Raw genomic sequence first — 12,710 nt, 5'->3', positions numbered from 1 at the left:
TTACTAGCTCCTCTCCATCCCGATAACGGCAATCCCAATAGAGGTTGTCCAAAAGTGATATTTTTGAACAAGCACAAATACAGAAGTCATATTCATCTCCGACGTATCTGCTTCACTTCATTCATCAATGCTTATATTCTAGTGTAAGTAAGTTAGCACCTAACTTGCAAGCGTTTTTGTCGCACGCTTGAAGATAAAGCCCAGCAACGAAAATCCGATATACCATATTCCTAATAAATAGAACATGCTTCCGATAGAGATGTGCTGGATGCCGAGTCCTGCCAGATTCGGACCAATGATGCTCCCTAGACTGAAGTGAATAGATGCGATCACGTTCGCCGAAGGCAAATAAGCTTTGGGCAATATGTCTGCTGCGTATGCGAGACCAAGCGAGAAAAATGAGCCGACTAGACCTCCCACAAGCATGAACATAATTAATATGCCCCATATGTTCGTGCCGAAGAGTGGAATGAACAAGAAGCCGAGACCGCCTAAAATCCCGCAGGTCATCAGTACTTTTTTACGATCGATACGGTCACTCAAAATTCCGAGCGGCAGCTGGAGAATGAGTCCGCCAATGCCGAAGAACGGCAGCAGGTACGAAATCCACTCTTGCTCCAATCCGAGTCGCAAAGCATATACAGGGAAGTTGCTGTTCATGGACGCTTCCATATACCCATATAGGAAGGCCGGCAATAGCGCAAACCAAGCCCATTGATACGAGCGAGCATAACGCTTCTCCGGTCTTGAACCATCCTGCATCATTTCCGCGCGTTGATCCGGCAGCTTGAAGAAGACGATTCCCATGACGATGACGAACATGAGCACGATGACGATAAACGGTGCCGCATCACTAATTTTCAGCAAATTGATTCCTAATGGACCGAAGCTGAACCCAACGCCATAAGCCATCCCGTACAAAGAGATGTTCCGTCCCCTCCGGTGCGCCGGACTAACAGAGACTGCCCATAACTGTGTAGCATAATGTAGCGCGCTGTCGCCAATGCCGACCACAAGCCGCAGCACGAACCATACCCAAATATTTTGCATGATCGGAAAGAGCGCCAGTGCTGCTGTAACCACTATTAAACCGCCCAAAATCATACGTTTGAAGCCAACCTTGATCAATATCCGTTCCACCAAGAACATCATGGCAAATACGCCGATATATAGTGCCGTTGCATTCAAAGCATTCAAGTCGGACGGCACGCCCATCCGCTCAAGGAAGATGGTGAGCAGGGGCAATAGCAGCCCTTGACTCAATCCGGTAAATGTGACAACAATAATAAGAATGACAAATTGCCAAGTGGGGGAACTTGTTGTTTTCCGCCAAGCAGTCATATTTCTACCTCCCCAATTCTAGTATTCCGCTGAGAGCTTCTATTTAAAAAGAGCGTTTCTACCCGCCCATGTCCGCATCTCCCCAACATTTCAACATTATAGTAGACAATCCTATGCAAAACAATTCATAATGAATATATAGCGTATCGACATTCAAGGGGGCTCCGTAAAGCATGACCTATCATGTTCGCATCGACTGTTCCTCGGTATATGAACTCATTGGAAGCTTCATGCTGTTTGCACATCGCAAATGGATTCGGAATGTGGAGAACGGAACGGAATGGATTCGCCAAATCGAGCAGCAGCTTCCTTCCGAATGGAACACCCACACCGAGAAAATTCGCAAATATACGTTAAGCGATTTCGACCTGTTGTATGCCATGGCGCTTGAACGCAAGGGCCATGATGATATACTCGACTACATCTCACAGTTGGAACATGCGACTGTTGAAGACTGGACGCAGCTCAAACAGCACTACGGTTTAAAATCACATTCTTTCAACCAAGAACGCGCACAGTTGATTTACGTGCCGGCGCTCAAGTTCTGGTATGAGCAATACATAAGCCGCTCCATTGCAGAATGGGAACCGATTCTTCAGCATGATGTAGAAGAAAAGGCACGGTTGATGAGCAAAATATCTCCGTCCGAGCTCATTGAAGTCGCGACGAATGGTGTCGTCATCCCTGACAATGGCGAAGTATCCGAGGTTATTCTCGCACCAATGTGGCATTATCGCCCGATGAATCAAACCTGTACGTTTCAAGGCAAAATATTAATACTGTATGCGGTAGATGAGCCAGAACCATCCGATCTCCTCCCGCCATACAGCTTGCGCCGCATGACTCGCGCTTTGGCAGATGACCATCGGCTGCGGCTATTGCGTTTTGTCGGCCAAGAACCGCGTACGTTCGCGGACATTCAAGAGCATCTGTCGCTTACGACGGGAACCGTCAAGCACCATTTGGCCGTTCTGCGCTCAGCCGGATACATACGCACCTATTGGAATGGCAAAGTAGAACGAATATCTCTCCGTCAAGAAGGGCTTGCGGACTTGTCCGCATTTTTGGAAGACTATGTTCAATCATGACATGAAAGACAGACAGCATAAGCGTAACCGCTAGGTCCTCTCGCGCCTGTCTTGTCCATCAGGCGTAAGGAGGTGGCTGTAATGACGTCACGAGCAAAACAGACGTTATTGTTCGATCTGGACGATACCCTCGTTCATTGCAACAAATATTTTGATGTGGTCATTCAACAATTTATGGATACGATGTCGACTTGGTTTAAATCTTGGCGCATCGGCTCACGGGAATTCAAATCGGTGCAAGCTCAATTCGATATTGCCTGCGTGCAGCACAACGGCTTCCAAAGTGAACATTTCCCGCGTTCCTTCATTCAGACATATCATCATTTTTGTCATTTGACCGGACGCAAACCGTCCACGAGCGAAACCGATTTGCTTTGGAAATTAGGCATGAGTGTATACGAGATGGAGATTGAACCCTATCCCGGCATGGTGGAGACACTCGATTGCTTGCGTGATGAAGGGCATAAGCTGTTCTTGTATACCGGCGGCGAACCTATCATTCAGCAGCGCAAAATTGATCAGATGAAGCTCTCGACTTACTTCGGCGACCGCATCTTTATCCGCCAGCATAAGACGTCAGATGCGCTTGCAGACATTGTAAATGAACACGACTTTCATCCCGCAAGTACGTGGATGATCGGCAACTCGGTGCGAACGGATGTCATCCCCGCACTGCTGTCTGGCTTGAACGCCGTCTACTTAAAGCAGCCGAATGAATGGTCATATAATGTCGTAGACATCGATACAGCGCCACAGGGAGCCTTCTACACCGTTGAACGGTTGATAGACGTCCCTCATGTTATTCAGCAGTGGCTGTCAGAGAAGCAGGACAATCCATCATAACATGGATTGCCCTGCTTTTATATTGAAGTTGTTATTCCTCGATTTCAAGCCGCAGTTCGCCGGTGGAACGATTAGCCCAGACCAACCTGCCTTTTACGGACTCACTGCCTTGTTTGAAGCTTAGTCGTTTGGTTGTCCCTTTTTCCAGCAGCTCCCGAATCATCGTTTCCGAGATCGTCTTGCCGACGGCGAGGTTTTTCTTCCAGACGACGAATTTGCACCCTTGCTTGTAATTGGAACATCCGAAGCCTTTGCGTCCGGAAATCACCGTCCCTCCACACCCTTCACGCGGACAAGTGCCGAATGAAGCCATGGATGCGCTAGAGCTTGAGTTCGAGTTCGCTCCGTCGCTTGATGCACGTCCTGCTTTCGCACTGCCCAAGCTGCCTGCATCTTGCTTCGATACAGATGCTTGTCCGTTCCCTGTACGTTGACCTCCGTCCTTGCCTCGGCCCTTGCTCGTCCGGTCGGGCTGAATTTCGGCCAAAATGTGTGCGGCGACAGGCGCTTGCTTACCGACGCATTGAATGACGTGCACCGTAAATTTGCGAACAGCATCCATAAACACGGTCTCCGACGCTTCCCCGCGGGCGATCTGCGTCAGTCTCCGCTCCCACTGTCCCGTCATTTCGGGTGACGTCAATAGGTGAACGCCAGCTCCACGGATGAGCTCTACGGCCGTCTTCCCCTTCGCCGTCAGCGTCAAACGCTTGCCAGTCATCGTAATATATCCGACCTGCTTCAAGCGCTCTATCGTGGCCGCACGCGTCGCAGGCGTGCCTAGCCCCCCGTCCTTCATCGCTTCCCGGAGCTCTTCATTATCGAGCTGCTTCCCGGCACTCTCCATCGCCTTCAGCAGTGTTCCTTCCGTGTACGACTTCGGCGGCTGGGTCGATTTCGCCTTCCACTCCGCGTGAATGCACAACGCTGTCTGGTCCTTCTTTACTTGGAACACGGCATTCTCATCCAGCTCAATTACCTCGTCAGCTGCGCCGGATGTCTCGCCATCTTCCGTTTCTTCCTTCTTCTTGGCACGTTTCCCGGCACGCTTCGCCGCGGCGTCGTTGTCTGAATCATACAGCACCTTCCAGCCGCGAATGCGCCATTGCTTCAAGGATGTCTTAAACGTCTCCCGCTCCACCTCCGTCAGGACGGTGTACAGCGTGTACTCCGCAAGGGGGAAAAAATGAGCCAGCAGCCGCCGGACGATCAAATCGTACACTTTGGCTTCGTCAGGCGCGAGCGAACCCGGGCGTTTCGTCGTCGGCAGGATCGCGTGGTGATCCTCTACCTTGCTCGGGTTGCATACGCTGCGATTGCCGCGATGAACGCGCTTCGGATCGGCCATGTTCGCCCAAGCGGCATAATCAGGCATCTGCTTCAGCATATTCACTGCTTGATGCATGCTTCCAATATTTTGCTCCGTCACATAATTAGAGTTGGTACGCGGATAAGTTATCACCTTGTGCTTCTCATACAGCGCTTGCGCGATGTCCAACGTCTTCTTGGCCGAAAAACCGAAGCGCGCATTCGCATCTCTCTGCAGCAGCGTCAGATCATAGAGCTTATAGGGATATTCCTTGCCTTCCTTAATCGTAAAGTCGGCAATACGCCCCTCTTTCCCATCCACCCGCTCGACGATTTCAGATGCGGTCTGCTCGTCTTGAATGCGGTCTCCTTGCCTCGTCCCTTTATACGTCACCTCTCCTTGCTGAAATTGGGCCGTAATATCGTAATACGATTCCGGCTTGAACGCCGCAATTTCTTGTTCACGGTCATATATCAGCGCCAAGACGGGCGTCTGTACCCGTCCGACAGACAAGAGAGCCTTATGCTTCGTCGTAAATGCGCGGGATGCATTCATCCCAATAATCCAATCCGCTTCACTGCGCGCCCTGGCCGCCGCCGTCAGCCGCTCATACTCTTCAGCGCCCTTCAGCTCTTGGAAGCCGCGGCGTATCGTCTCCGCGGTCAAGTCGGAAATCCAGAGCCGCTTCACCGGATGCTTCCATCTGAAATGCTGCTCGATGAGCGCAAAAATATACTGACCTTCCCGCCCGGCATCACAAGCGTTAATAATGGTATGACACTGCTTCGCAAGATCCCCGATCTGCTTCAATTGATCTTTCGTGCGCCGCTCCGCAACGATTTTGAATGCAGACGGCAATATCGGGAGATCGTGAAATGACCACCGCTTATATTTCGGGTCATACACTTGCGGCTCCGCAAGACCAAGCAAATGGCCGATGGCCCACGTAACAATATAATTGTCCCCTTCGATGTGCGTACGGTGCTTGCGTCCTCTCGGTTCAATGACGGAAGCGATGGTGCGCCCCATATCGGGCTTTTCCGCCACGACTAGCGTCTTCATCCCCTCACCTCTTCTTTCTGACAACAGAAGAAGCCGCGTATGACCAACGCAGCTTCTTGCGGCGATTCCTATCCTTTCATTATGAAATAGGAGACAAAGGAATGCAATAAAATAGTTCTTAATTATCCCGCGGCGATGCGATTAGGCCGCTTACCCTCCTTGATGGCTAATGATTTGGTTTCGTTTGTACTTTCGCTTAATTTTATGAAATCGGAACAAAAATAGATGTTTGTATGAGCGAAAATTGTCTGAAATGCATATTGTATAATAAATTTCAAAGAAAGAAGGCGATAAGCTAATGCCGACATTAATTAATTACAATAGATCCCTCTTAAGCAACTTGGCTGATTCCTCCGATGTTAGACTTACGGATACACCTACCTTATTGTTGGAGTTTGGGCTCTTCGTTGCCCCACCGACGAACTTTATCGAGCTTATATCCAGTGTGGGCTGGACGGCGGATAGCCGAAAAAACGAACAGCCTACCCTTCAGCTCAGAATTTTACAAAATGGCGTATTGGTTGCCAGCATAAGACAAGACGCAACCGACAGCGAAGAGAGAGCAAACTGTTCTTCCCATAACCTTTCCACCTTTCAAGCGGTACTGACAAATGTACCTGTAGGAGAACGCGTTTATCAATTATTCGCTTTGAATGAAAATCCGAAACACGGATCGATTACAGTAACTGGTCCGGTCAACATTACAGGCAAAGTCATCGCCTAATCTTCTCATCTATCATGTAAAGCGGTTTGTGGCGCAGATGTGTCACAAACCGCTGTTCGTTTATTTAAAAATACTCTTTGTATTCTTATCCCTGGTTTCTTGTCTATGGTACGCTGATCGTTGGAGCAGTACGGTCTTCGTACTTCCCCTGCTTCGCGCCATTTTATTACATAGGCTAGCAATAGAATGACACTTCGGCAGTACAAAAGCTTAATAACAACAAACAGATGCCGATTAATGCCTGAATGATAATGCCAGATACCGATATGCAGACTTTGTGTTCGGCGTGTGACCCTGAATAGCTGTTATGTAGGATATATGTATGACAGACGTTCGTCGGCAGTAACGGATAGAAATCTATTTTTTACCTATCGCTTATGAAATGTGCAGGAACACAGGCTCATTTATACTGATGCACATATAATACGCCGATGACGATGAAATCAGGGGGGCATGAGGAAGGCAATGAAAATATTGTTCGTTTTTTTTGTTCCTAGCGGTGGCATGGAAACGTTGAACCGACTGCGCTGTCAAGCGTTGAAAAAACGCGGCATCGAATGCCATTGCCTTTATTTCATGCATGGTGCGGGTATGCAAAATTATAATGACACCCCTACTTTTTTTACGAATGAAGATCAAAAAATACAGCATATTGTCGCCCAAGGAAGCTACGCGGCCATCATCGTCGTATCTGCCTATGAGTTTGTCCAAAAATTGCGAGAGTTCGGATATGAAGGACTTATTATTTTTGAAGTGCAAGGATACGGTGAAATGGGAGCTGCCCACAAAGAATTAACCAAGGCAGCGCCACATCTTCTTCCCCATGCCAATGCGCTCCTAAACCCGAAGACGCCTTATATTTCCGACATATTTTCAACTCTCTTTCCCCATATGCGTAAATATGAGTTCAACAATTGCCTGGATACGAAGGCATTCACATATCGGTCATTACCGAAAAAACCGTTCCCAATCATCGCATGGATCGGCAGACTCGAGGAACGCGACAATAAAAATTGGCGTGAATTTCTAATTATAGGACATCATTTGCTTCAACATAATCCGAAGATTCAATTATGGATGTTTGAAGATGCCAACTTGGCTTCACCCGAAGAAAGAGTGCAGTTCGAACAGATGGTCCATACTCTCCAACTGAATCAGCATTTGGTGCTTCAATCGAATGTGCCTAATCGACAAATGCCAGATTATTTCTCGATGATTGGCGACTCTGGAGGCATGTATTGCTGCACCTCCAAATCAGAGGGCGGACCTTTTGCGGTGCTTGAAGCGATGAGCTGCCGCTGTCCGGTGTTAACGACGGACTCGAGCGGCGTCCGCAGCTCTGTCCTTCCACATGTCACCGGAATATATTACACGCTCGGCAATATCCAAGAAGCTGTCTACTTTGCACTGCAGCTGATGCGCAATGATTCCTTGCGCCACACTATTGTTGACAATGCCCAGAAGCATGTCAAAGCCCATTTTTCCATTGAACAATATTGCAGTCAGTTTATCGCCATGCTGCAGGATTTAGGGGCAAAAAAATAAGAAGCCGCGCTTCATGGGCGCGCAGCTTCCGATCATCCCCGCATCGTCTCATCCCAATAATGATCTGGAATCAACAGCGACGGAAGCGGATACTTGGGTTTCTTAACAAGCTCCATCTAAGGCAGCAAGGTAGAGCCCATTAGATAATGATCAACCTCGCGCGCCGCTTCACGGCCTTCATTAATGGCCCAGACGACCAAGCTCTGTCCACGGCGCATATCGCCGGCGGCGAACACACGCTCCACGTTCGTCGCATACTTGCCATAAGCCGCCTTCACGTTCGAACGGCGGTCCGTCTCGAGACTGAGCTGTTCAACAAGCGTCTTCTCCGGCCCGTCAAAGCCGATTGCGATGAGCACAAGCTGAGCTGGGAATACACGTTCCGTTCCGGGTATCGGCTTATATATTTTGCGGCCGGTGTCATCCACTATACGTTCGATTTGTACCGTGTGAAGCTCTTTCACACGCCCTTCCTCATCCCCGACGAACTTCGTCGTCATGATAGAGAACTCACGCGGGTCCTGACCGTATAGCGCCTTCGCTTCCTCGTGCGCATAATCGAGCGTATACACATTCGGGAACTGCGGCCACGGATTCGCGATAGGGTCGCGTTCTTGTGGCGCTTTCGCATGGGTACCGAATTGCGTAATACTGCGGCAGCCATGGCGCAGCGCGGTCGCCACACAGTCTGTTCCCGTATCTCCGCCGCCGATGACAATGACATCCTTGCCCGCGGCCGTAATATATTGGTTATCTTCCAGTCCGGAATCCAAGTAGCTCTTAATCGTTCCGTTCAAATAATCCATCGCGTAATGAATGCCTTGCAAAGTACTGCCTTCTATAACGAATTCACGCGGCTTCGTAGCTCCTCCGCACAATACAACCGCATCATAATCAGTTGTCAGCTTCGCGCCAGGAATATCGGTACCAATTTCCGTATTCGTAATGAAGGTAACGCCCTCCGCTTCCAGAAGCTGTACCCTACGCTCAACGATGCCTTTATCCAGCTTCATCGTCGGGATACCGTATGTGAGCAGCCCGCCGATCCGATCGGCACGTTCGTAGACGGTGACGAGGTGACCGGCTTTATTAAGCTGTGCCGCACATGCCAAGCCAGCTGGCCCGGAACCGACTACGGCGACACGCTTACCGGTTCTCATTACAGGAGGCTCAGGCTTTACCCAGCCTTCTTCGAAGCCACGTTCGATAATCGCTTCTTCGATCGTCTTGATCGTAACAGGCTGGCCGATAAGTCCGACCGTGCAGGAGCCTTCGCATGGTGCTGGACAGACCCGTCCTGTAAATTCCGGAAAATTATTCGTCTTATGAAGACGTTCCAATGCTTCTTGCCACAATCCGCGAAACACGAGACTGTTCCATTCCGGAATTAAGTTGTTGACTGGACATCCCGAAGTGCCCCCTGGCATTTCAATGCCGGTATGGCAATACGGCGTGCCGCAGTCCATACAACGGGCGCCTTGCGTGCGCAGCTCCTCTTCATTCATATGTTTGTGGAATTCTTCCCAGTCCTGTAACCGTTCCATCGGATCGCGGTCAGCCGGAATTTGACGACGATATTCCATAAATCCAGTAGGTGTTGACATGCTTTCTCCTCCATCCGTCTGTCCGTAAAACGTTGCACGTTCATCCAACAATATATTAGGCTGCGTATTGCACTCTTCGACATGTTTTTTCACATTATCGTACCTAAATCGTTAGGATAATCCAATGGAGTGATGAGCAAATCATTTGCACTTCAGCACACAACACACTTCTTCAACGATTACGGACATACGTCAAAAAACGGTGGCGATACTTATTTTTATCATCTACAGTTCCCTGTTCCTCACCCACACACTTCCACTCCGTCTCATCATATTCAGGAAAGTAAGCGTCCCCGTCAAATGTCTCGTCGATACGTGTAATGAGCAGCTTATCCGCATAGGGCATGAACTGCTTGTATATTTGCGCCCCCCCAATAATCATGAGTTCATCCTGCTCAGCGAGCGGCAGCACATCATGAATATCGTGGACGGTTTCCGCGTCCTGGGGCTTCCATGCCTGATTGCGCGTGACGACAATATTCCGTCGATTCGGAAGCGCTCCGCTTAACGAATCAAATGTTTTTCTACCCATCACGACGGTCTTGCCCCGCGTCATCTTGCGAAAATAAGCCATATCGTTCGGAATATGCCACGGCATTTCGTTATCTTTCCCAATGAGCCGTTGTTCGTCCATTGCCCAGATCATCGTAATTGACATCGTAATTAACTCTTCCTCTCGCTTCATCGTTCAACCTGCAGTCCCGCTTATACCGCTACCGGCGCTTTGATTGTCGGATGATGCTCATAATCTGCAAATTCAAAGTCTTCGTATTTGTAATCGAAAATCGATTCCGGCTTACGCTTAATGATAAGCTTCGGCAGCGGGAACGGTTCGCGCTGCAGCTGCGTGTTCACCTGCTCCAGATGATTGGAGTAAATGTGCACATCTCCGCCGGACCATATGAATTCCCCTACCTCCAGGTCGCATTGCTGTGCCACCATATACGTCAACAGCGCATAGCTCGCAATATTGAACGGAAGTCCTAAGAAGCAATCGACCGAACGCATATTGAGCATGCAGCTTAATTTTCCATCAGCGACATAGAATTGGAACGCATAGTGACAAGGCGGCAGCTTCATATTGTCGATTTCCCCGACATTCCAGGCCGAGACAAGCAGGCGCCGGGAATCTGGATTGGTCTTGATTTGTGTGATCACATTCGCAATCTGGTCAATGACGCGGCCATCCGCCGTCTCCCACTTCCGCCATTGCGAACCGTACACTGGTCCCAAATCGCCATTCTCATCCGCCCATTCATCCCAGATGCGAACGCCGTTCTCTTTTAAATAGCTGATGTTCGTGTCACCGCTGATAAACCACAGCAGTTCATGAACAATTGATTTCAGATGCAGACGCTTCGTTGTCACCAGCGGGAAGCCTTCGTTCAGATTAAAACGGAGCTGACGGCCAAAAACCGAGACCGTTCCGGTTCCTGTGCGGTCTTCTTTTTTTACTCCGTGTTCCAGGACGTCTTGCAATAAATCCAAATATGCCTTCATTTCATCCACTCCGTTCTCTATCTTTCTGATTCATCTAAGTTTAACATTGCTGCAGTAAAAAATCACGATTTTGTCGCGGGGTCATACGAGAGAAATAAAGCTTCTGTCCTCATGTTCCTGAATAACGGGGAGAGTGGAGCAAAGCGATGCAATCCAAGCTCATTCACGCTTTCATTCACAAAAAAATCCCCTGCAGCACGATGCTGCAGGGGCAATATCAATATATCGAACCGTAACAGAATGTAACAGAACCCTCAGAGAGAGGAGGAATTACTTACCTACTGTGTGAATTGGATGGCCAAGAACAACCTCAGCAGCCTCCATCACGATTTCACCCAATGTTGGGTGAGCGTGAATGGTCAACGCCAAGTCTTCAACCGTTGCAGCCATTTCAACTGCCAAGCCCATTTCCGCAATCAAGTTAGATGCTTCAGGACCTACGATTTGCGAACCAAGCACGACGCCTGTATCCGCATCGGATACGATTTTCACGAAGCCGTCAACGCTGCCGCCAAGGGACAAGGCGCGTCCGTTACCAGCGTAAGGGAATTTACCAGCTTTAACTTTGTGGCCTTTTTCCTTCGCTTCGGATTCGGACAGACCGACGCTTGCGCATTCTGGATCCGTGAAGCAGACCGCAGGAATGCATTTGTAGTCAATGACGCTCGGCATGCCCGCAATCGCTTCAGCTGCCACTTTACCTTCGTAAGAAGCTTTGTGTGCAAGCGCAGGACCTGCAACGATATCGCCAATTGCGAAGATGTGCGGAATGCTAGTGCGTCCTTGATGGTCAACTTCGACAAGACCGCGATCCGTCATTTTCAGACCGATCATGTCAAGTCCAAGTTCACCGTCCGTATTTGGACGACGACCGACAGTTACGAGCAAGTATTCCGCTGTAACTTCTTTCGTTTCGCCTTTAACTGTGAATTTCACCGTAACGTCTTTATCCGTTTGCGTTGCACTTTCTGCTTTCGCGCCCGTGAAGATTTCAACGTTCGATTTTTTCATGCTCTTCGACACAAGCTGTGTCATATCTTTATCGAAGCCTGGCAATACCATGTCAGCACCCTCGATAACTGTAACTTTTGTACCGAACTTGGAGTACATTTGACCAAGCTCTGCACCGATATAACCGCCGCCGATAACGATCATCGATTTAGGCACTTCTTGCAGTTCCAACGCCTCTGTTGAAGACAGAATGCGGCTGCCGAATGGGAAAGCTTTCAGTTCGATCGGACGGGAACCTGTTGCAATGATGCAGTTCTTGAACATGTAGCGCGGTGCTTCTTGATCGTTGAACACGCGGGCTTCGTTCTCGTTGATGAACATGCATTCACCGTTGAATACTTGCACTTTGTTAGCTTTCAACAGTGCGCCAACGCCGCCGGTCAACTTTTTCACAACGCCGCCTTTGAACTGTTGAACTTTTGTGAAGTCCACCTTCACGTTCTCAGCTGTAATCCCGATTTCGGAAGCATGCTGCGTAACTTCGTATTGATGTGCAGCGCTAATGAGCGCTTTGGAAGGAATACAACCACGGTTCAAGCACACACCGCCGAGTTCGGATTTATCCACGATAAGCACGCTTTGGCCGAGCTGGGCAGCGCGAATCGCTGCCACGTAACCACCAGGGCCCGCTCCAATAACCAAAGTGTCAATATTCAAAGATGCGTCTCCTACTACCATTCTGG

Annotated in this window: 10 protein-coding genes; 4 read left to right on the top strand and 6 right to left on the bottom strand. The window is 49.3% G+C overall.

Going from position 1 to position 12,710, the window contains the following annotated elements:
* Positions 1–159 precede the first annotated feature (159 nt).
* Positions 160–1,341 (bottom strand): MFS transporter, encoded by a 1,182-nt coding sequence (locus tag LQV63_RS22585; RefSeq protein WP_019423906.1) that lies wholly within the window; start codon positions 1,339–1,341, stop codon positions 160–162.
* Between the two features lie 173 nt (positions 1,342–1,514).
* Here LQV63_RS22585 and LQV63_RS22580 point away from each other — a divergent pair, with 173 nt between their 5' ends.
* Both LQV63_RS22580 and LQV63_RS22575 read left to right on the top strand, forming a co-directional pair.
* Positions 1,515–2,429, top strand: a complete 915-nt coding sequence (locus LQV63_RS22580) for an ArsR/SmtB family transcription factor (RefSeq protein WP_019423905.1) — start codon at positions 1,515–1,517, stop codon at positions 2,427–2,429.
* An 81-nt stretch (positions 2,430–2,510) separates the two neighbouring features.
* Positions 2,511–3,272 carry an HAD family hydrolase gene (locus LQV63_RS22575; RefSeq protein ID WP_233698400.1) on the top strand — a complete coding sequence of 254 codons (762 nt, stop codon included), beginning with the start codon at positions 2,511–2,513 and terminating at the stop codon, positions 3,270–3,272.
* Positions 3,273–3,303: 31 nt separating this feature from the next.
* Here LQV63_RS22575 and LQV63_RS22570 read toward each other — a convergent pair whose 3' ends face one another.
* Positions 3,304–5,643 (bottom strand): type IA DNA topoisomerase, encoded by a 2,340-nt coding sequence (locus LQV63_RS22570; RefSeq protein ID WP_233698399.1) that lies wholly within the window; start codon positions 5,641–5,643, stop codon positions 3,304–3,306.
* A gap of 298 nt (positions 5,644–5,941) precedes the next feature.
* On the opposite strand from LQV63_RS22570, the gene LQV63_RS22565 reads away from it, so the two are divergent.
* Together LQV63_RS22565 and LQV63_RS22560 are read left to right on the top strand one after the other, a co-directional pair.
* On the top strand, positions 5,942–6,367 hold the full coding sequence (locus tag LQV63_RS22565; RefSeq protein WP_233698398.1) for a hypothetical protein: 426 nt from the start codon (positions 5,942–5,944) through the stop codon (positions 6,365–6,367).
* Between the two features lie 453 nt (positions 6,368–6,820).
* Complete coding sequence (locus tag LQV63_RS22560; RefSeq protein ID WP_233698397.1) at positions 6,821–7,912, top strand: glycosyltransferase family 4 protein; 1,092 nt, start codon at positions 6,821–6,823, stop codon at positions 7,910–7,912.
* A 116-nt stretch (positions 7,913–8,028) separates the two neighbouring features.
* On the opposite strand, the gene LQV63_RS22555 is transcribed toward LQV63_RS22560, so the two are convergent.
* The 4 genes from LQV63_RS22555 to lpdA form a co-directional block, all read right to left on the bottom strand.
* Positions 8,029–9,516 carry a glutamate synthase subunit beta gene (locus LQV63_RS22555; RefSeq protein ID WP_233698396.1) on the bottom strand — a complete coding sequence of 496 codons (1,488 nt, stop codon included), beginning with the start codon at positions 9,514–9,516 and terminating at the stop codon, positions 8,029–8,031.
* 172 nt (positions 9,517–9,688) lie between these two features.
* Entirely contained in the window at positions 9,689–10,174 is a 486-nt protein-coding gene (locus tag LQV63_RS22550) for a dihydrofolate reductase (RefSeq protein WP_251575937.1), read from the bottom strand.
* A 47-nt stretch (positions 10,175–10,221) separates the two neighbouring features.
* Complete coding sequence (gene thyA / locus LQV63_RS22545; protein ID WP_019423898.1) at positions 10,222–11,016, bottom strand: thymidylate synthase; 795 nt, start codon at positions 11,014–11,016, stop codon at positions 10,222–10,224.
* Between the two features lie 270 nt (positions 11,017–11,286).
* Positions 11,287–12,705, bottom strand: coding sequence for a dihydrolipoyl dehydrogenase (lpdA, locus tag LQV63_RS22540; RefSeq protein WP_019423897.1), 1,419 nt, complete (start codon positions 12,703–12,705; stop codon positions 11,287–11,289).
* Between the last annotated feature and the right edge of the window lie 5 nt (positions 12,706–12,710).

The sequence above is a fragment of the Paenibacillus profundus genome (assembly GCF_021369635.1).
GTDB lineage: Bacteria > Bacillota > Bacilli > Paenibacillales > Paenibacillaceae > Paenibacillus_B > Paenibacillus_B profundus.
The sequence above is the reverse complement of the archived record's forward strand: the minus strand, read 5'-3'. Positions and strand labels throughout refer to the sequence as shown.

Bases quoted from the DNA above. Each gene is read 5' to 3' on its own strand.
- LQV63_RS22550 (WP_251575937.1), bottom strand. From the start codon at position 10,174: ATGTCAATTACGATGATCTGGGCAATGGACGAACAACGGCTCATTGGG.
- LQV63_RS22585 (WP_019423906.1), bottom strand. From the start codon at position 1,341: ATGACTGCTTGGCGGAAAACAACAAGTTCCCCCACTTGGCAATTTGTC.
- thyA (WP_019423898.1), bottom strand. From the start codon at position 11,016: ATGAAGGCATATTTGGATTTATTGCAAGACGTCCTGGAACACGGAGTA.
- LQV63_RS22565 (WP_233698398.1), top strand. From the start codon at position 5,942: ATGCCGACATTAATTAATTACAATAGATCCCTCTTAAGCAACTTGGCT.
- LQV63_RS22555 (WP_233698396.1), bottom strand. From the start codon at position 9,516: ATGTCAACACCTACTGGATTTATGGAATATCGTCGTCAAATTCCGGCT.
- LQV63_RS22560 (WP_233698397.1), top strand. From the start codon at position 6,821: ATGAGGAAGGCAATGAAAATATTGTTCGTTTTTTTTGTTCCTAGCGGT.
- LQV63_RS22570 (WP_233698399.1), bottom strand. From the start codon at position 5,643: ATGAAGACGCTAGTCGTGGCGGAAAAGCCCGATATGGGGCGCACCATC.
- LQV63_RS22580 (WP_019423905.1), top strand. From the start codon at position 1,515: ATGACCTATCATGTTCGCATCGACTGTTCCTCGGTATATGAACTCATT.
- LQV63_RS22575 (WP_233698400.1), top strand. From the start codon at position 2,511: ATGACGTCACGAGCAAAACAGACGTTATTGTTCGATCTGGACGATACC.
- lpdA (WP_019423897.1), bottom strand. From the start codon at position 12,705: ATGGTAGTAGGAGACGCATCTTTGAATATTGACACTTTGGTTATTGGA.